The organism is Pseudomonas helvetica (assembly GCF_039908645.1).
Taxonomy (GTDB): Bacteria; Pseudomonadota; Gammaproteobacteria; order Pseudomonadales; family Pseudomonadaceae; genus Aquipseudomonas; species Aquipseudomonas helvetica.
Genome location: NZ_CP150917.1, coordinates 4,510,601 through 4,530,384, shown reverse-complemented (window position 1 = coordinate 4,530,384; position 19,784 = coordinate 4,510,601). Strand labels below are relative to the sequence as shown.

Genomic DNA, 19,784 nt, shown 5'->3' with positions numbered 1-19,784 from the left:
ACGGGGGCAAGCCCCCTCGCCACAAATGCCTCCGGCAGCCAGTTAGATCAGCAGCTACACAGCGCGCTATCGAGCACCTTGCGCAACTCCGAAGGGTGGTCCACCACCACATCCGCGCCCCAGTTTCGTGGATTGTCATCAGGGTGAATGTAGCCAAAGGTCACCGCGGCGGTCCGGGTGCCGGCATCGCGGCCCGACTCGATATCGCGCAGGTCATCGCCCACGAACAGCACGCTGGCCGGGTCCAGGTCGAGCATTTTGCAGGCGAGGATCAACGGCTCCGGGTGCGGCTTGCTGTTGGTCACGTGGTCTGGGCAAATCAGCAGCGCCGAGCGTTCGGCCAGTCCCAGTTGTTGCATGATCAGCTCAGCGAAGCGCAGCGGTTTGTTAGTCACCACGCCCCAGATCAGATTGGATTTCTCGATGTCGGCCAACAGTTCAGCCATGCCATCGAAGAGTTTGCTGTGAACTGCGCAACCCTTGAGATAACGTTCCAGGAACTCCAGTCGCAATGCCTCGAAACCCGGTGATTCCGGGTCCATCGAGAAGGTTACCGCCACCATGGCTTTGGCCCCGCCAGAGATCTCGTCGCGGATGTGTTTGTCCGGGATCGGTGCCAACCCGCGGTCTGCCAGCATGCTTTGGCAGATGGCAATGAAGTCCGGCGCGGTGTCGAGCAGGGTGCCGTCCATGTCAAAAAGAACTGCTCTGATTGCCATCGGCTTACTCCTCGCGCAGCGTCTGGATCATGTAGTTGACGTCAACGTCGGCGGCCAGCTTGTAATGCTTGGTCAGCGGGTTGTACGTCAGGCCAATGATGTCCTTGACGCTCAGGCCGGCCTGGCGGCTCCAGGCACCGAGTTCGGAAGGACGGATGAATTTCTTGAAATCATGCGTGCCGCGCGGCAGCAGTTTCATGATGTATTCGGCGCCGACGATAGCGAACAGGTAAGCCTTCGGATTACGGTTGATGGTCGAGAAAAACACCTGGCCACCCGGTTTTACCATGCGGAAGCAGGCACGAATGACCGACGATGGATCGGGCACGTGCTCGAGCATTTCCAGACAGGTGACGACATCGAATTGCTCGGGCATTTCTTCCGCCAGGGCTTCAGCGGTGATCTGCCGGTACTCGACGCTGACGCCTGATTCCAGTTGATGCAGTTGCGCGACCGCCAACGGCGCTTCGCCCATGTCGATGCCCATCACGGTGGCACCGCGTTGTGCCATGGATTCGCTGAGGATACCGCCGCCGCAACCGACGTCCAGGACCTTCTTGCCGGCCAGTTTGACGCGCTCGTCAATCCAGTTGACCCGCAGCGGGTTGATGTCGTGCAGCGGCTTGAACTCGCTTTCGCGGTCCCACCAGCGATGAGCCAGGGCTTCGAATTTGGCGATTTCAGCGTGGTCGACGTTGCTCATGGGTAATCCTCTAAATCTAAAAAATTCTGCTGTCAGCCTTGAAGTTCGATTCAAGGGGTCGTTCTATTCGGCGTGTCCGCTGATGCGCAGGCCCCAGGCGGTGGCCGTGGCGCATAGCTGTTGTTCATCGAGGCGCGTCAGGCGCCGGTCGTCGAGCAATTGCTTGCCGGCGACCCAAAGGTGTTTCACACAGTCCCGGCCGGTGGCGTAGATAAGCTGCGACACCGGCTCATAAACCGGTTGCTGGGCCAGGCCAGACAGGTCGAAGGCCACCATGTCCGCGGCCTTGCCGACTTCCAGCGAGCCCACTTCGGCTTCCAGCCCCAGCGCACGGGCCCCGTTGAGGGTCGCCATGCGCAAGGCGCGATGAGCGTCCAGGGCGGAGGCCGAGCCGGCAACGGCTTTGGCCAGCAGGGCGGCGGTGCGGGTTTCGCCCAGCAGGTCGAGGTCATTGTTGCTGGCCGCGCCATCGGTGCCGACCGCCACATTGACTCCAGCCTGCCACAAGCGCTCCACTGGGCAAAAGCCGCTGGCCAGTTTCAGGTTCGATTCCGGGCAATGAATCACACTGGTGTTACTTTCTACCAGTAACGTCAGGTCTTCTTCGCTGATTTGCGTCATGTGAACGGCCTGGAAGCGCGGGCCGAGCAAGCCTAGGCGACCGAGGCGGGCCAATGGCCGCTCGCCGCGCTGTTCGACCGATTGCTGGACTTCGAAGGCTGTTTCGTGGACGTGCATGTGAATCGCTGCGTCCAGCTCCTCGGCGATTACCCGGATTTTTTCGAGGTTTTCGTCACCGACGGTGTAGGGTGCATGAGGGCCGAAGGTGATTTTAATGCGTGGGTGATGCTTGAGATCGCCGAACAGCTCGACGCCCTGACGGATAGCCTCATCCGCATCGCAGGCGCCGGGAATCGGGAAATCGAGGATCGGGATGGCGATTTGTGCGCGAATACCGCTGTTGTGCACGCGTTCGCTGGCAACTTTCGGGAAAAAATACATGTCCGAGAAGCAGGTGATGCCGCCCTTGATCTGCTCGGCAATGGCCAGGTCGGTGCCGTCGCGGACGAAGGCCTCATCGACCCATTTGGTCTCGGCTGGCCAGATGTGCTGCTCAAGCCAGGTCATCAGCGGCAAATCATCGGCCAGGCCACGGAACAATGTCATCGCCGCATGTCCGTGGGCGTTGATCAGGCCCGGGCTCAGCAGCATGCCCGGCAGTTCACGGACCTCGCTGGCCTTGAGCTTCAAGGCTTCGCTGCGCGGGCCGATGAAGGCAATACGCCCGTCACGGATGCCCAGGCCGTGCTCCTTGAGGACTACGCCAGCAGGTTCGACAGGTACTAACCAGGTTGGCAGCAAGAGTAAGTCGAGCGCAGCGGCAGGATTCGGCATCGAGGGTTCGGTCCAGTGCTTTTATGTAGGATGGCGAAGTATACCCGAGCGTCTTCGCGGGGGGATCGCTATAATCGGCGGCTTTTGTTCATGAGTGCGGGGTGAGGGATGCGCGATCGACTGTTGGCAGCGGAGAAGGTGAAGGCCATCGATTGGCGGGACGGCGCCCTGTACCTGCTGGATCAGCGCATTCTGCCATTCGAGGAAACCTGGATTGCCTATACCAGCGCAGCGGGTGTGGCTGAGGCTATTCGCTCGATGGTGGTGCGTGGTGCTCCGGCAATCGGCATCAGCGCAGCCTACGGCGTGGTGCTGGCGGCGCGCGCGCGGTTTGCTGCGGGTGGCGACTGGCAGGCGGCGCTGGAAGAAGACTTTGCCCTGCTCGCGGATTCACGGCCGACCGCCGTCAACCTGTTCTGGGCATTGGGTCGCATGCGCGAACGCCTGGAGCGGCTCAAGGATCACCCCAACCCATTGGAAATGCTTGAGGCAGAGGCCTTGGCAATCCATGAAAGTGATCGCGAAGCCAACCTGACCATGGCGCAATTGGGTGTCGACCTGATCCGCAAGCATCAGGGCAATGCCCAGGCTGTCTTGACCCACTGTAATACGGGGGCGTTGGCGACTGGCGGTTTCGGTACTGCGCTCGGGGTGATTCGTGGCGCGTTCCTCGAGGGCATGATCGAGCGGGTTTATGCCGACGAAACCCGGCCTTGGCTGCAAGGCTCGCGCTTGACCGCCTGGGAGCTGGCCAACGAAGGCATTCCGGTCACCCTGAACGCCGACTCGGCCGCTGCGCACATCATGAAAACCAAGGGCGTGACCTGGGTGATCGTCGGCGCTGACCGAATTACCGCCAACGGTGACGTGGCGAACAAGATCGGCACTTACCAGTTGGCGGTCAATGCCATGCACCACGGCGTGCGTTTCATGGTGGTGGCGCCGAGTTCGACCATCGACATGAACCTGGCCAGTGGCGACGACATCCCGATCGAAGAGCGTGATGGCAGCGAGTTGCTGGACATCAGTGGCAAGCGGGTGGGGGCTGATGTTGATGCATTCAATCCGGTGTTCGATGTCACGCCGGCTGACCTGATCGACGTCATCGTTACCGAAAAAGGCATCGTCGAGCGGCCGGATACCGCGAAGATGGCGCAACTGATGTGCCGCAAGCGCTTGCACTGACGATCCGGGGCGCCTGAAATATTGCCATCGCCGGCAAGCCTTGCTCTGTAGGAGCAAGGCTTGCCGGCGATGAACGATGACTCGGTCTGCCGTTCCTGGCACCCATATTTTGCTTGTGAATCGAGGGTTGTCACGGCTCTAAGCCTCTCTCGTCGCCTTTACGCCTGTCACCGGTCAACTAACTATGCTCCATGCGCATCTGGGGGATAGGTGCGTGGCGGCTCTTGTGATAACATCCGGCGGTTTCCAAGGTAGTCCGATGTGGCTGCCTTTACTGCGCAGATCCATGGCATAACTCGTTGATTTGTCGTAAGTCGGTGCTGGCACTCAGCCTGCAGCGGCGAGCTTCGTTCGTCCCATATGGATGTGACGAAGTTTCACCAGAAAAAGGAATCAGGCTTCTCATGGGCGAACTGGCCAAAGAAATCCTCCCGGTCAATATCGAAGACGAGCTGAAACAGTCCTACCTCGACTACGCGATGAGCGTAATTGTCGGTCGGGCACTGCCTGATGCGCGCGATGGCTTGAAGCCCGTGCATCGGCGTGTGCTGTTCGCGATGAGCGAGCTGGGTAACGACTTCAACAAGCCGTACAAGAAATCTGCCCGTGTTGTCGGTGACGTGATCGGTAAGTATCACCCGCACGGTGATACCGCGGTGTACGACACCATCGTTCGTATGGCGCAGCCATTCTCGCTGCGTTACCTGCTGGTAGACGGTCAAGGCAACTTCGGTTCGGTCGACGGCGACAACGCCGCTGCGATGCGATACACCGAAGTGCGCATGACCAAGCTGGCGCACGAGCTGCTGGCTGACCTGCATAAAGAAACCGTGGACTGGGTGCCGAACTACGACGGCACCGAAATGATCCCGGCGGTCATGCCGACCCGCATTCCCAACCTGCTGGTCAACGGTTCCAGCGGTATCGCCGTGGGCATGGCGACCAACATTCCGCCGCACAACCTCGGTGAAGTCATCGACGGTTGCCTGGCACTCATCGACAACCCCGAGTTGACCATCGATGAGCTGATGCAATACATCCCAGGTCCGGACTTCCCGACCGCCGCGATCATCAATGGTCGCGCCGGTATCATCGAAGCCTACCGTACCGGTCGCGGGCGCATTTACATGCGTGCCCGTTCGATCATCGAAGACATCGACAAGGTTGGTGGTCGTCAGCAGATCGTCATCACCGAACTGCCTTACCAGTTGAACAAGGCACGTCTGATCGAGAAGATCGCCGAGCTGGTCAAAGAGAAGAAGCTGGAAGGCATCACCGAACTGCGCGACGAGTCCGATAAAGACGGTATGCGCGTGGTGATCGAGCTGCGTCGTGGCGAAGTGCCTGAGGTTATCCTCAACAACCTCTACGCCCAGACCCAGCTGCAAGCGGTGTTCGGTATCAACATCGTTGCGTTGATCGACGGCCGTCCGCGGATCCTGAACCTCAAGGACCTGCTGGAAGCCTTCGTCCGTCACCGCCGCGAAGTGGTGACCCGCCGTACCGTGTTCGAACTGCGTAAGGCCCGTGAGCGTGGTCACATCCTCGAAGGTCAGGCAGTTGCGCTGTCGAACATCGACCCGGTCATCGCCCTGATCAAGGCTTCGCCAACGCCGTCGGAAGCCAAGGAAGCGCTGATCAGCATGCCGTGGGAGTCCTCCGCGGTGGTTGCGATGGTTGAGCGTGCCGGTGCTGACTCTTGCCGTCCAGAGACCCTGGACCCGCAATACGGTCTGCGCGAAGGCAAGTACTTCCTGTCGCCGGAACAGGCACAAGCCATTCTGGAGCTGCGTCTGCACCGTCTGACCGGCCTGGAGCACGAAAAACTGCTGGCTGAGTATCAAGAGATCCTCAACCAGATCGGCGAGCTGATCCGCATCCTCAACAGCGCCACGCGCCTGATGGAAGTGATCCGCGAAGAGCTGGAAGTGATTCGTGCCGAGTACGGCGATGTGCGTCGCACCGAAATTCTCGATGCGCGTCTGGACCTGACCCTGGGTGACATGATCCCGGAAGAAGAGCGCGTCGTGACCATTTCCCACGGTGGCTACGCCAAGACCCAGCCTTTGGCTGCGTACCAGGCCCAGCGTCGTGGCGGTAAAGGCAAATCGGCTACCGGCGTCAAGGATGAGGACTACATCGCTCACCTGCTGGTCGCCAACAGCCACACCACGCTGCTGCTGTTCTCCAGCAAGGGCAAGGTTTACTGGCTGAAAACCTACGAAATTCCTGAGGCATCCCGCGCTGCCCGCGGTCGTCCGCTGGTCAACCTGCTGCCGCTGGACGACGGTGAATACATCACCACCATGCTGCCGGTCGAGGAATACACCGAAGGTCACTACATCTTCATGGCTACCGCCAACGGCACCGTGAAGAAGACCCCGCTGGAATCCTTCAGTCGTCAGCGCAGCGTTGGCTTGATCGCGCTGGAGCTGGACGAAGGCGACGTGTTGATCAGTGCTGCCATCACCGATGGCGAGCGTGAAGTCATGCTGTTCTCCGACGGCGGCAAGGTTACCCGCTTCAAAGAGTCCGACGTTCGCGCCATGGGCCGTACCGCTCGCGGTGTCCGCGGCATGCGTCTGCCGGAAGGTCAGAAGCTGATTTCCATGCTGATCCCGGAAGAAGGCAGCCAGATCCTCACCGCTTCGGCGCGTGGTTTCGGCAAGCGTACCGCCATCACCGAGTTCCCTGAGTACAAGCGTGGCGGTCAGGGCGTTATCGCCATGGTCAGCAACGAGCGTAACGGCCGTCTGGTCGGTGCAGTCCAGGTGCTCGACGGCGAGGAAATCATGCTGATTTCCGACCAGGGCACCCTGGTGCGTACTCGTGTTGACGAAGTATCCAGTCTGGGTCGTAACACCCAGGGCGTGACCCTGATCAAACTGGCCAGCGATGAAACACTGGTCGGTCTGGAGCGGGTTCAGGAGCCATCGGAAGTCGAAGGCGAAGAGCTGGAAGGCGAAGAGGGTGCCGAACTCGAAGGTGTGGTGCTCGATGCCGGCACCGAGCCGGACGATACTGTCGAAAGCCAGCAGGCTGAAGCAGCTGACGAAGAAGAGTCGCAAGACTAACCAAATCGTAGCAGGGCAGAGTGTTTGCTCTGTCCGCTACCGTGAATGCATAGCGAGAGTGGATGTGAGCAAACGAGCCTATAACTTCTGCGCAGGTCCTGCTGCGCTGCCTGAAGCTGTCCTGTTGCGTGCCCAGTCGGAATTGCTCGACTGGCATGGCAAGGGTCTCTCGGTCATGGAAATGAGCCATCGCAGCGATGAGTTCGTGTCCATTGCGACCAAGGCCGAGCAGGATCTGCGTGATCTGCTGAATATCCCCTCGAACTATAAAGTGCTGTTTCTGCAAGGCGGCGCCAGCCAGCAATTTGCTCAGATTCCTCTGAACCTGTTGCCGGAAAACGGCAAGGCCGACTATATCGACACCGGTATCTGGTCGCAGAAAGCCATTGAAGAAGCGCAGCGCTACGGCCACGTCAACGTCGCCGCGACCGCCAAGCCTTACGACTATTTCGCAATTCCCGGCCAGAACGAATGGAAGCTGTCGCAAGACGCGGCCTACGTGCACTACGCGCCGAACGAAACCATCGGTGGTCTGGAATTCCAGTGGATCCCGGAAACCGGTGATGTTCCGCTGGTCGCCGACATGTCTTCGGACATTCTCTCGCGCCCTGTGGATATCTCGCGTTTCGGCATGATCTACGCCGGTGCCCAGAAAAACATCGGCCCGAGCGGCATCGTCGTCAACATCGTGCGTGAAGACCTGTTGGGTCGTGCCCGTTCGTTCTGCCCGACCATGCTCGACTACAAGGTCGCGGCCGACAACGGCTCGATGTACAACACCCCGCCAACACTGGCCTGGTACTTGTCCGGTCTTGTGTTCGAATGGCTGAAAGAGCAGGGTGGTGTTGAGGCCATTGGCAAGCTCAATGAAGTCAAGCAGCGCACGCTGTACAACTTCATTGATGCCAGCGGCTTGTACAGCAACCCGATCAACAAGACTGACCGCTCGTGGATGAACGTGCCGTTCCGTCTGGCTGACGATCGCCTCGACAAGCCGTTCCTGGTCGGTGCTGAAGCACGCGGACTGCTGAACCTCAAGGGTCACCGTTCGGTAGGCGGCATGCGTGCCTCTATCTACAACGCCGTCGACATCAACGCAGTCAACGCGCTGGTGGCGTACATGGCAGAGTTCGAGAAGGAACACGGCTAATGTCTGAGCAAGAACTCAAGGCACTGCGCCTGCGCATTGATGCTCTGGACGAAAAAATCCTCGAGCTGATCAGTGAGCGTGCACGCTGCGCCCAGGAAGTCGCGCGAGTAAAGATGGCTACGCTGGCCGAAGGCGAAGTGCCGGTGTTCTATCGTCCTGAGCGTGAGGCTCAGGTGCTCAAGCGCGTAATGGAGCGCAACCAGGGGCCGCTGGGTAACGAAGAGATGGCGCGGTTGTTCCGTGAAATCATGTCCTCGTGCCTGGCGCTCGAGCAGCCACTGAAAGTGGCCTACCTCGGCCCTGAAGGAACCTTCACTCAAGCGGCGGCCATGAAGCACTTTGGCCATGCGGTGATCAGCAAGCCAATGGCGGCGATCGACGAAGTGTTCCGTGAAGTGGCTGCCGGAGCGGTGAACTTTGGCGTGGTGCCTGTGGAAAACTCCACCGAGGGTGCGGTCAACCACACCCTCGACAGCTTCCTCGAACACGACATGGTTATCTGTGGCGAAGTCGAGCTGCGCATTCACCACCACTTGCTGGTGGGTGAAAACACCAAGACCGACAGCATCAGCCGCATTTATTCCCATGCCCAGTCCCTGGCGCAGTGCCGCAAGTGGCTGGACGCTCATTACCCGAACGTTGAGCGCGTGGCGGTATCGAGCAACGCCGAAGCGGCCAAACGGGTCAAGGGTGAGTGGAACTCGGCGGCGATTGCCGGCGACATGGCGGCAGGCTTGTACGGTTTGACCCGTCTGGCCGAAAAAATCGAGGATCGCCCGGACAACTCCACGCGATTCCTGATGATCGGCAGCCAGGAAGTGCCACCGACCGGCGACGACAAAACGTCGATCATCGTCTCGATGAGCAACAAACCTGGCGCGCTTCACGAGTTGCTGGTGCCGTTCCATGACAATGGCATCGACCTGACGCGAATCGAAACCCGTCCATCGCGCAGCGGCAAGTGGACCTACGTGTTCTTCATCGATTTCGTCGGCCACCACCGCGACCCGCTGATAAAAGCGGTGCTGGAGAAAATCAGTCAGGAAGCGGTAGCACTTAAAGTGTTGGGTTCCTACCCGAAAGCAGTTCTCTAAAGGCGTTGATAATGAGTGGCGACTTCCTCGCTCTGGCACAGCCGGGCGTGCAACAACTTTCGCCTTACGTTCCGGGCAAACCCGTGGACGAACTGGCCCGCGAGCTGGACATCGATCCGGCAAAAATCGTCAAGCTGGCGAGCAACGAAAACCCGCTGGGTGCCAGTCCCAAGGCGCTGGCGGCGATTCGCGAAGAACTGGCTGAGCTGACTCGCTATCCAGACGGCAACGGGTTTGCGCTGAAAACCCTGCTGGCTGAGCAGTGCCGGGTCGAGCTCAATCAAGTGACGTTGGGCAACGGCTCCAACGACATTCTGGAGCTGGTCGCGCGTGCCTATCTGGCGCCAGGTCTGAATGCGGTCTTCAGTGAGCACGCGTTTGCCGTCTACCCGATCGTCACTCAGGCGGTGGGTGCCGAGGCGCGAGTGATTCCAGCCAAGGACTGGGGTCATGACCTGTCGGCGATGCTTGAAGCCATCGACAGCAACACCCGCGTGGTGTTCATCGCCAACCCGAACAACCCGACCGGAACCTGGTTCGACGCCGAGGCGCTGGACGAGTTTCTGCAGGACGTGCCTGAGCGCGTGCTGGTGGTGCTGGATGAGGCGTACATCGAATACGCCGAAGGCAGCGACCTGCCGGATGGTCTGGATTTCCTCGCGGCGTACCCGAACCTGCTGGTTTCCCGGACCTTCTCCAAGGCCTACGGTCTGGCTGCGCTGCGTGTGGGTTATGGCTTGTCGACCGCAGTGGTCGCCGATGTGTTGAACCGTGTGCGTCAGCCATTCAACGTCAACAGCCTGGCCCTGGCAGCAGCCTGCGCAGCGTTGCAGGACGATGAATACCTGGCTGAAAGCCGTCGTCTGAACGAGTCCGGCATGCAGCAGCTCGAAGCAGGTTTTCGTGAGTTGGGGCTGAGCTGGATTCCTTCCAAGGGCAACTTCATCTGTGTCGATCTGGGGCGCGTTGCGGCGCCGGTTTTCCAGGGTTTGCTGCATGAAGGTGTGATCGTGCGTCCGGTGGCCAATTACGGCATGCCGAATCACTTGCGCATCACCATCGGTCTACCGGCTGAAAACAGTCGCTTCCTCGAGGCGCTGGCCAAGGTTCTGGCCCGTGGTTGATGTCATCGCCGTGCAACCTGCTGTGCCTATGATCGGTCGCCTGGTGGTGATCGGTCTCGGGCTGATCGGTGGTTCGTTCGCCAAGGGCCTGCGTGAAAGCGGGTTGTGCCGCGAAGTGGTGGGTGTTGACCTCGATCCGCAATCGCGAAAACTGGCGGTTGAGCTGGGCGTGGTGGACCGTTGTGAAGACGACCTCGCTACCGCGTGCTGCGGCGCCGATGTGATTCAGCTGGCGGTGCCGATCCTGGCGATGGAGAAACTGCTGGTGCTGTTGGCTGGCATGGACCTGGGGGCGGCGATTCTGACCGATGTCGGCAGTGCCAAAGGCAATGTGGTGCGCGCAGCGACCGAAGCCTTCGGTGGCATGCCGGCACGCTTCGTTCCAGGGCATCCGATCGCCGGTTCCGAGCAGAGCGGGGTTGAGGCTTCCAATGCTCAGTTGTTCCGTCGACACAAAGTGATTCTGACACCGCTTGAACAAACCGATCCGGCTGCACTGGCAGGTGTCGACCGGCTCTGGCGTGAATTGGGTGCCGATGTCGAGCACATGCAGGTTGAGCGTCACGACGAAGTGCTGGCGGCGACCAGTCATTTGCCGCACCTGCTGGCATTCGGTTTGGTCGATTCGTTGGCTAAACGCAGTGAAAATCTGGAAATCTTCCGTTACGCTGCCGGCGGTTTCCGCGATTTCACGAGAATCGCCGGCAGTGACCCGGTCATGTGGCACGACATCTTCCTCGCCAATCGCGAAGCTGTCCTGCGCACACTCGATACATTTCGCAGCGATCTCGACGCCTTGCGCGACGCGGTCGATGCAGGGGACGGGCACCAACTGTTGGGCGTCTTTACGCGCGCCCGGGTTGCCCGCGAGCATTTCAGTAAAATCCTGGCCCGCCGGGCCTATGTGGACGCTATGAACTCCAACGATCTGATTTTCCTGGCAAATCCTGGTGGCCGCCTGAGTGGGCGGATTCGTGTACCGGGCGACAAATCAATTTCCCACCGTTCGATCATGCTCGGCTCCCTCGCTGAAGGCGTTACCGAAGTCGAAGGTTTCCTCGAGGGTGAAGATGCCCTGGCGACCTTGCAGGCCTTCCGTGACATGGGTGTCGTGATCGAAGGTCCGCACCATGGTCGCGTGACCATCCACGGTGTCGGCCTGCATGGCTTGAAACCGGCTCCCGGCCCGATCTATCTGGGCAACTCGGGTACGTCGATGCGTCTATTGTCCGGCTTGCTGGCTGCGCAGGACTTCGACAGCACCTTGACGGGCGATGCGTCGCTGTCCAAGCGTCCGATGAATCGTGTGGCCAACCCGCTGCGCGAAATGGGTGCGGTGATCGAGACGGCGGCAGAAGGTCGTCCGCCGATGACCATTCGTGGCGGCAACAAGCTCAAGGGCCTGACCTACACCATGCCGATGGCCAGCGCCCAGGTTAAATCCTGCCTGCTGTTGGCGGGTCTGTACGCCGAGGGCAAGACCACCGTCACCGAACCTGCTCCGACCCGTGACCATACCGAGCGTATGCTGCGTGGCTTCGGCTACCCGGTTACCGTCAACGGCGCCACCGCGTCGGTCGAATCCGGCCACAAGCTGAGCGCGACGCACATTGAAGTGCCGGGCGATATCTCCTCGTCGGCATTCTTCCTGGTCGCGGCGTCGATTGCCGAGGGTTCGGAGTTGGTGCTCGAGCACGTGGGGATCAACCCGACCCGTACCGGTGTGATCGACATCCTGCGTCTGATGGGCGCCGATATCACTTTGGAAAACCAGCGTGAAGTCGGTGGTGAGCCAGTGGCTGATTTACGCGTGCGGGCAGCTAAGCTTAAGGGTATCGAAATTCCTGAAGCGCTGGTTCCGCTGGCCATCGACGAGTTCCCGGTACTGTTCGTGGCGGCGGCCTGTGCAGAAGGTCGGACTATTTTGCGCGGCGCGGAAGAGTTGCGGGTCAAGGAGTCGGATCGTATCCAGGTGATGGCGGATGGTTTGCTGGCGCTGGGCGTCAAGTGCGAGCCAACGCCGGACGGCATCATCATCGACGGCAGCCAGATTGGCGGCGGCGAAGTGCATGGTCACGGCGATCACCGGATTGCCATGGCGTTCAGCGTTGCATCGTTGCGTGCCAATGCACCGATCCGTATCCATGATTGCGCCAACGTTGCGACCTCCTTCCCGAACTTCCTCGCGTTGTGCGCGCAAGTCGGTATTCGTGTTGCTCAAGAGGCTCAGTCGTGACCAGCCACGCTCCGGTAATCACCATCGACGGACCGAGCGGCTCGGGCAAGGGCACCATCGCCGGGATTCTCGCCAAGCGCCTGGGTTGGTGCTTGCTGGATTCCGGTGCGTTGTACCGTTTGCTGGCATTCGCTGCGCGCAATCATGGTGTCGACCTGACCAACGAAGAGTCGCTGAAGCTGTTGGCCGCTCATCTCGATGTGCAGTTCATCGGGGCGACCGAAGGTCATCCGCAGCGCATCATCCTTGAAGGTGATGATGTCACTGACGATTTGCGCAACGAGCAGGTTGGTGCATGGGCCTCGCAAGTGGCGGCACTGCCTGCCGTGCGTGACGCCTTGCTGCAGCGCCAGCGGGCATTTCAGGAGGCGCCGGGGTTGGTGGCTGATGGCCGCGACATGGGCACCGTTGTATTTCCCGACGCGCCGCTGAAGATTTTTCTGACCGCCAGCGCCGAGGAACGGGCGCGCCGACGTTATTTGCAGTTGAAGGGCAAAGTCGAGGGTGTTAGTCTGTCGAGTCTGCTAGATGAGATCCGTGTGCGCGATGAGCGCGACACCCAGCGAGCGGTAGCCCCGCTCAAGCCGGCGGTCGACGCCATACAGCTGGATTCCACGGAGTTGTCCATCGAGCAGGTGCTGGAACGCATCATGAGCGAGATCGCCATTCGCGATATCGCCGGGTGACCAAGAAGCACCGCAGGGGACCAGTCATAGTCTTGCGGCGTTTCTTTTATATAAACGTAACCCACATTGTCTGGGATGTGGCAGATGGGCGTATTCTTCGCCCTTATCAACAGGAATTAAAATGAGCGAAAGCTTTGCGGAACTCTTTGAAGAAAGCCTAAAAACCCTGAACCTTCAGGCAGGCTCCATCATCACCGGTGTTATCGTTGATATCGATTACCAAGCTCGCTGGGTAACCGTTCACGCTGGCCTGAAGTCTGAAGCACTCATCCCGCTTGAGCAGTTCTACAACGACGCTGGCGAACTGAATATCAACGTCGGTGACGAAGTTCACGTTGCGCTGGATTCGGTTGAAGACGGCTTTGGTGAAACCAAGCTGTCCCGTGAAAAAGCCAAGCGCGCTGAATGCTGGATCGTTCTGGAAGCAGCCTTCGCAGCCGAAGAAGTGGTCAAGGGCGTTATCAACGGTAAGGTTAAAGGCGGCTTCACTGTCGACGTTAACGGCATCCGTGCGTTCCTGCCTGGTTCTCTGGTTGACGTCCGTCCAGTGCGCGACACCACGCACCTGGAAGGCAAAGAGCTGGAATTCAAGGTCATCAAACTCGACCAGAAACGCAACAACGTTGTCGTTTCCCGTCGTAGCGTCCTCGAAGCCGAGAACTCCGCTGAGCGTGAAGCTCTGCTGGAATCCCTGCAGGAAGGTCAACAAGTCAAAGGTATCGTCAAAAACCTCACCGATTACGGCGCATTCGTCGATCTGGGTGGCGTCGATGGCCTGCTGCACATTACCGACATGGCTTGGAAGCGTATCAAGCATCCTTCCGAAATCGTCAACGTTGGCGACGAGATCGATGTCAAGGTTCTGAAGTACGATCGCGAGCGCAATCGTGTTTCCCTGGGCCTGAAGCAACTGGGCGAAGATCCATGGGTTGCTATCAAAGCCCGTTACCCAGAAAGCACTCGCGTTACCGCGCGTGTAACCAACCTGACCGACTACGGCTGCTTCGCTGAGCTGGAAGAAGGCGTTGAAGGTCTGGTACACGTTTCCGAAATGGACTGGACCAACAAGAACATCCACCCTTCGAAAGTCGTACAAGTCGGCGACGAAGTGGAAGTTATGGTTCTGGACATCGACGAAGAGCGTCGTCGTATCTCCCTGGGCATCAAGCAGTGCAAATCTAACCCATGGGAAGATTTCTCTGGCCAGTTCAACAAGGGCGATAAAATCTCCGGCACCATCAAGTCGATCACCGATTTCGGTATCTTCATTGGTCTGGACGGTGGCATCGACGGCCTGGTTCACCTGTCCGACATCTCCTGGAACGAAGTGGGCGAAGAAGCCGTACGTCGCTTCAAGAAGGGCGACGAGCTGGACACCGTTATCCTGTCGGTTGACCCAGAGCGCGAGCGTATCTCCCTGGGTATCAAGCAACTGGAAAGCGATCCGTTCTCCGAGTACGTTCAAGAGAACGACAAAGGCGCAATCGTTAAAGGCATCGTGAAAGAAGTTGACGCTAAAGGCGCCATCATCACTTTGGCTACCGATATCGAAGCTACTCTGAAAGCCTCCGAAATCAGCCGTGACCGCATCGAAGATGCGCGCAACGTTCTGAAAGAAGGCGAAGAAGTTGAAGCCAAGATCATCAGCGTTGACCGCAAGAGCCGTGTAATCCAGCTCTCGATCAAGTCGAAAGACGTTGAAGACGAGAAGGAAGCAATCCAGAGCCTGCGCGACAAGCCAGCTGCTTCGGATGCTCCAGTTGACACCACTCTTGGTGCTCTGCTGCGTGCACAAATGGAAAAACAGAACTAAGTTCTGTCAGACCATAGAAAAAGGGCGACTTCGGTCGCCCTTTTTTGTGCCTGAAATTTGAGGTTGTCGGGGTGCTGGGGAAACAATGCGGGAATAAGGTGGTCTGTTGTTTGGGTGTATCAATTGCCTATCTGGAGCTAGGCTTTAGCTTGAACCGAGCATTCGTCGGGTGTGACTCCTGGCATTAAGGAAGGGAATGAACAAGCTCATTGTTGCATTGGCAGTCTTGGTCTTGGTGGGGTGTACGACTAGTGCCAAGACTCACGTAGTGCGCGGCGTGAGTGGTATCGAGATCGATTGTTCGGGGCTCGGATCAGGTTGGGATAAGTGTTACAAGCGTGCTGCAAGAGAGTGTGGGGTGGAGGGGTACAAGGTCATTGGCAGGTCCAGTGATGCTAAGGAGGAGGAAGAGGATTATCTATTCGGGTGGAACCCGGCCGGATACCTCACTCGCGTCATGCTGGTGGTTTGCAGGTGACGGTTCGGTTTGCCTCTGTGGTGGAAGGGTGGGGGTGTCGGTCTCCGAGAAGCGAGCTTTGCGGTGTCTGTCAGGGAATATAGATAAGTCAATATATAGGCTGTTCAAAACCCTTCGAGCATGCTAAAACCTTTGAAGCGCTGATCTAGCTGCTTGAAAAAGAAGGGAAAAATATGACGAAGTCGGAGTTGATCGAACGAATTGTCACCCATCAAGGGCTACTCTCATCCAAGGATGTGGAGCTGGCCATCAAGACCATGCTTGAGCAAATGTCCCAGTGCCTGGCTACCGGTGATCGAATCGAAATCCGTGGCTTTGGCAGCTTCTCTTTACACTATCGTGCACCGCGCGTCGGCCGTAACCCAAAGACCGGCCAATCCGTCAGCCTCGACGGTAAATTCGTTCCTCATTTCAAACCGGGCAAAGAGCTCCGGGATCGGGTGAATGAGGATGAGGAGGAGGGGCTTTGACAGTCGTCATTCAGAGAGCGATTCATGCGTAATCTCAAACGCGTACTCCTCGGAGTCTTTGTGTTGTTGCTGGTTTTGGCAGTATTGGCATTCGTGCTGGAGAATCAGCAGTCAGTTTCATTGTTGTTCCTGGGGTGGGCAGGGCCACAGTTGCCGGTCTCGGTAGTCACGGTCATTGCACTGCTGCTCGGAATGTTGCTTGGCCCTTGTCTTGGGTGGCTTGTCGGGCGCGTCGGCAAAGCAAGGCGTAAACATCTGGCTTGATGGAATCAGGCGAAACCCGTTCCGGCTGCAAATACCTGATTTTTCGTACGGGTTGGATTTGTGAGGCTCGCGGTAATAATTTCGCCAAGACGATGCTGCGCCTGAGCAAAGATCAGGAAACTTTGAGTGTAATTGCTGATCAGATTGGTATGCGTAACTGGCGTTGCTCTCATGACTGATGTCGTAATGATGGCGGTTTTGAGGTGTCGAACATCCGGGGTTTGGCGGTGGTTATCGCTTGGTCGTGGATGGTGAAATCTTCGGGTGCGGCTATGTTTGTCATGTTGTCGACTTTGCGCGTAGGTGCGGTGAGGCGTTGACCGTGGTCGCCGTGAATCCAATGGATAAGGATCCATACCGTTGAGCAGTTCCTGGGGCTGAAGATCGCTTGGCTGGACTGGATTGCTTATAATTTGGTCGGATCACACCGGTTGAACTCGATGTTCAGGCTGTGCGACTGAAAAGCGTTGTTTATGCTCAGTATTTGCCAAAGCTGCTGGACACATGAGCTGATTGATCGAAGCTTTACGCCGGCCTCTCGGATTTGGCGTGTTCTGTTCCGCCAGCATTTTGAGGTCGATCCGATAGCTCCGTGGAGTGCAGGACCGGGCTTTGGTGAGTGCCATGCTCGAAGGTGATTCACTCGCTAAAAAATCTGTGGTTTCGGGCCTTATCGTTAGGTTTGGGACGGGTTAGCCGGCGCCAGACCAGGTCTCCGATTGGCCTTTGATCGAGATTCAGATTCGGGGTTGTGAGTTGTTCGTAAAAAATGGTGTTAGCTGTAGAATGCGTGGATATGCATTTCTGGCCGAGCGAGCCTCTACAGCTCGGGTCAAATGTAATGGCCATTAACGGCGGAACGGCCGTAGCACAAGCGAACTGCTCGATGGTTTCGCAAGAATTCAACCCCTCGACTTTGCATCTGAAAGAGGTGCAAGGCGACCAGAATATAAACGAACTCCGTTTTCTGTAGTTAACCTTTCAGAGAGTGAGGATTAAGGACGTTGAGTATGGAACTGATTCCCGTAATTTTGTCTGGCGGTGTGGGGAGCCGGTTGTGGCCTGTTTCTCGAGAGGCCCATCCTAAGCCGTTCATGGATCTGCCAGGTGGCCAGAATCTAATCCAGAAAACCTTCCTGCGAGCTTCGCAACTGGAGGGTGTTGTAGAAGTGCTTACGGTGACTAATCGTGAGCTTCTGTTCAAGACCGAAGACGAATACGGCGCTGTCAATACTGCCAAGCACTCTCAAGGTTTCATTCTCGAGCCTTTCGGGCGTAATACGGCTGCGGCTGTTGCGGCGGCTGCGCTGCAGTTGGAGGCCACCCATGGCTCCGACGTCCATATGCTGGTGCTGGCAGCCGACCATCTGATCAAGGATGAAAAGGCCTTTGCCGCTGCAGTAGCAAATGCCGTTGCGTTAGCCGCCGAAGGCTGGCTGGTCACTTTTGGCATCCAGCCGACCTACCCTGAAACCGGTTTTGGCTACATCGAGGCGCAAAAGAATGCTCCGCTGAACGGCGGCTTGAAAGTTGCGCGTTTCGTCGAGAAGCCTGACCTTGAAACCGCTCAAGGCTACGTAAGTGCCGGCAACTACTACTGGAACTCCGGAATGTTCTGCTTCCGGGTCGGCACTGTCCTCGAAGAACTGCGTGAGCATGCTCCAGACGTAGTCGAAGCGGTTGTCAGGACCATTGAGCAGTCTCGCGTTACTTCGTCTGACAAGTACCGTTGCCTGGCCCTCGATGCCGAGGCATTTGCAGAGGTGCCGGATATCTCCATCGATTATGCGTTGATGGAGCGTTCTGCCAAGGTTGCGACCATTCCCTGTGATATCGGCTGGAGTGATATCGGCTCGTGGAATGCTGTTGCTGAGCTGACAGCGCCCGATGCTGACGGCAACCGTTTCGAAGGTGAAGTGTTATCTCATGGTTCTCGCAACAACTATGTAAACAGTGAAGGTCGACTCACTGCTCTGGTTGGCGTCGAGGATCTGCTGGTAATCGACACGCCAGATGCCGTGATGATCGCGCATAAAGACCACGCGCAAGATGTGAAACACATTGTTGGCCAGCTCAAGGCCAATAGCCATACGGTACACTTGCTTCACCGGACGGTGCATCGTCCGTGGGGTACTTACACGACGCTGGAGAACGGCGAGCGCTTCAAGATCAAGCGTATCGTGGTGAAGCCAAAGGCTTCTCTGTCCCTGCAGATGCACCACCACAGAAGTGAGCACTGGATCGTCGTCAGCGGCATGGCAATGGTCGTCAACGATCAGCAAGAACTGATGTTGAACACCAATGAGTCTACCTTCATCCGTGCAGGCCACCAGCACCGCTTGATGAACCCGGGTGTGATTGACCTGGTGCTGATCGAAGTGCAGAGCGGTGATTATCTGGGTGAAGATGACATCGTGCGTTTTGAAGATAATTATGGTCGTGTAACATCGGAAGGTGTTTAAGCTTGTGAAGCCTACGAAATTCAGTATTGTTGTTCCGACCTTCAATTCCGCTAAAACGATATTGTCAACTCTTGAATCGTTAAGTGCCCAAAGATGGACGCCGCTCGAGGTGGTTATCGTAGATGGGAAGTCTACCGATAATACGTTGGCTTTGATCAGTAATTATGCCGGTCTGAGTTGTGTTGTGGTCAGCGAGAAAGATCGCGGTATATATGATGCCATTAACAAAGGTATCAGAATGTCGAGTGGCGACCTGATCTGCATTATTGGTTCAGATGACAGCCTAGCTGAAGGTGCATTGAAGGCCGTAGATGAAGCGTGGAGAAATGACCGTACAGATATTATTGCTGGAAAAGCACTGCTGATTAAACCAGATGGTAGCTCATCGCTCCGGGTGGACGAAGCTTATGGAGTGGGTGCTTTAGTCAGCGGAATCCCTTTTTGCCACAACGCAATGTTTGTAACACCTGCCGCGTACCAGCGGGTGGGTGAGTACAGTCTCGACTATAAAATTTGTGCAGATGCTCACTGGGTCCACAGATCCATCATCGCCGGATGTCGATGCGCCAGAGTTAATTCAGTAGTTGTTAATTTTAGCCTTGACGGAACATCGTCGAACAATGATGAGTTGATCATGGCTGAAACATACAGTTTGGTGAGAGGGAATTTTCCAGTCCTCTCGCAGGCAGATGCGGAGACTGTATTTAAAGTAGTAAGGGGCTGGATAGGAGGGGATAGTCTGTCTTCTGTACTCTCTAGGTATGCAGGTGATAGGGCGTTATCTCTTGCTGTCGAGACCGCAATGGCTGCTAAGTATGATGCAGATGTTTCAGGGGGGGGGGCGGTTCCAAAGCGGCGAGTAAAGGAACGGTTTTCATTATTTATTGTGGCTGCGCTGGCTAAACTGTCAGTATTCATCAAATCATAGAAT

At 57.5% G+C, this 19,784-nt stretch carries 17 protein-coding genes; 14 read left to right on the top strand and 3 right to left on the bottom strand.

All coding sequences use genetic code 11. The features are described 5' to 3' along the window. Positions 1 to 47: 47 nt before the first annotated feature. From mupP to AABM55_RS21055, 3 genes are all read right to left on the bottom strand, one after another. Entirely contained in the window at positions 48 to 719 is a 672-nt protein-coding gene (gene mupP, locus AABM55_RS21065) for an N-acetylmuramic acid 6-phosphate phosphatase MupP (RefSeq protein WP_054593468.1), read from the bottom strand. A 4-nt stretch (positions 720 to 723) separates the two neighbouring features. Continuing rightward, positions 724 to 1,422 carry a bifunctional 2-polyprenyl-6-hydroxyphenol methylase/3-demethylubiquinol 3-O-methyltransferase UbiG gene (gene ubiG, locus AABM55_RS21060; RefSeq protein ID WP_019692990.1) on the bottom strand — a complete coding sequence of 233 codons (699 nt, stop codon included), beginning with the start codon at positions 1,420 to 1,422 and terminating at the stop codon, positions 724 to 726. 63 nt (positions 1,423 to 1,485) lie between these two features. Then, a complete protein-coding gene (locus tag AABM55_RS21055) occupies positions 1,486 to 2,817 on the bottom strand; it encodes a TRZ/ATZ family hydrolase (RefSeq protein ID WP_347927695.1) in 1,332 nt (443 codons plus the stop codon). Positions 2,818 to 2,925: 108 nt separating this feature from the next. Between AABM55_RS21055 and mtnA the strand changes: the two genes are divergently transcribed. The 14 genes from mtnA to AABM55_RS20990 all read left to right on the top strand — a co-directional run bounded on the left by mtnA (position 2,926) and on the right by AABM55_RS20990 (position 19,781). After that, a complete protein-coding gene (gene mtnA / locus AABM55_RS21050; protein ID WP_347927694.1) occupies positions 2,926 to 4,002 on the top strand; it encodes an S-methyl-5-thioribose-1-phosphate isomerase in 1,077 nt (358 codons plus the stop codon). A 404-nt stretch (positions 4,003 to 4,406) separates the two neighbouring features. Then, the gene (gyrA, locus tag AABM55_RS21045; protein WP_347927693.1) at positions 4,407 to 7,076 is read left to right on the top strand and encodes a DNA gyrase subunit A; all 2,670 of its coding nucleotides are present in this window, start codon (positions 4,407 to 4,409) and stop codon (positions 7,074 to 7,076) included. Positions 7,077 to 7,140: 64 nt separating this feature from the next. Continuing rightward, positions 7,141 to 8,226: a 3-phosphoserine/phosphohydroxythreonine transaminase gene (gene serC, locus AABM55_RS21040; RefSeq protein WP_103315827.1), complete on the top strand. Its 1,086-nt coding sequence runs from the start codon at positions 7,141 to 7,143 to the stop codon at positions 8,224 to 8,226. Continuing rightward, positions 8,226 to 9,320 carry a prephenate dehydratase gene (gene pheA, locus AABM55_RS21035; protein ID WP_019692985.1) on the top strand — a complete coding sequence of 365 codons (1,095 nt, stop codon included), beginning with the start codon at positions 8,226 to 8,228 and terminating at the stop codon, positions 9,318 to 9,320. Before serC ends, pheA begins: the two co-directional genes overlap by 1 nt. Positions 9,321 to 9,331: 11 nt before the next feature. Beyond that, positions 9,332 to 10,444, top strand: a complete 1,113-nt coding sequence (gene hisC / locus AABM55_RS21030) for a histidinol-phosphate transaminase (RefSeq protein WP_054593463.1) — start codon at positions 9,332 to 9,334, stop codon at positions 10,442 to 10,444. 28 nt (positions 10,445 to 10,472) lie between these two features. Next, positions 10,473 to 12,680, top strand: coding sequence for a bifunctional prephenate dehydrogenase/3-phosphoshikimate 1-carboxyvinyltransferase (locus AABM55_RS21025; protein ID WP_347930073.1), 2,208 nt, complete (start codon positions 10,473 to 10,475; stop codon positions 12,678 to 12,680). Beyond that, positions 12,677 to 13,366 carry a (d)CMP kinase gene (gene cmk, locus AABM55_RS21020; RefSeq protein ID WP_054593462.1) on the top strand — a complete coding sequence of 230 codons (690 nt, stop codon included), beginning with the start codon at positions 12,677 to 12,679 and terminating at the stop codon, positions 13,364 to 13,366. The genes AABM55_RS21025 and cmk overlap by 4 nt, the downstream gene beginning before the upstream one ends. Before the next feature lie 121 nt (positions 13,367 to 13,487). Then, positions 13,488 to 15,179 (top strand): 30S ribosomal protein S1, encoded by a 1,692-nt coding sequence (gene rpsA / locus AABM55_RS21015; RefSeq protein ID WP_019692981.1) that lies wholly within the window; start codon positions 13,488 to 13,490, stop codon positions 15,177 to 15,179. Positions 15,180 to 15,375: 196 nt separating this feature from the next. Then, complete coding sequence (locus AABM55_RS21010) at positions 15,376 to 15,657, top strand: hypothetical protein (RefSeq protein ID WP_054593461.1); 282 nt, start codon at positions 15,376 to 15,378, stop codon at positions 15,655 to 15,657. A gap of 173 nt (positions 15,658 to 15,830) precedes the next feature. Next, positions 15,831 to 16,127: an integration host factor subunit beta gene (gene ihfB, locus AABM55_RS21005; protein WP_003369729.1), complete on the top strand. Its 297-nt coding sequence runs from the start codon at positions 15,831 to 15,833 to the stop codon at positions 16,125 to 16,127. Positions 16,128 to 16,151: 24 nt separating this feature from the next. Next, complete coding sequence (locus AABM55_RS21000) at positions 16,152 to 16,391, top strand: LapA family protein (protein WP_103315828.1); 240 nt, start codon at positions 16,152 to 16,154, stop codon at positions 16,389 to 16,391. Next, complete coding sequence (locus AABM55_RS29865; protein WP_367576140.1) at positions 16,391 to 16,570, top strand: sugar nucleotide-binding protein; 180 nt, start codon at positions 16,391 to 16,393, stop codon at positions 16,568 to 16,570. Before AABM55_RS21000 ends, AABM55_RS29865 begins: the two co-directional genes overlap by 1 nt. A gap of 831 nt (positions 16,571 to 17,401) precedes the next feature. Further along, a complete protein-coding gene (locus tag AABM55_RS20995; protein WP_347927692.1) occupies positions 17,402 to 18,853 on the top strand; it encodes a mannose-1-phosphate guanylyltransferase/mannose-6-phosphate isomerase in 1,452 nt (483 codons plus the stop codon). Between the two features lie 4 nt (positions 18,854 to 18,857). After that, positions 18,858 to 19,781: a glycosyltransferase family 2 protein gene (locus AABM55_RS20990; RefSeq protein ID WP_347927691.1), complete on the top strand. Its 924-nt coding sequence runs from the start codon at positions 18,858 to 18,860 to the stop codon at positions 19,779 to 19,781. Positions 19,782 to 19,784: the final 3 nt, after the last annotated feature.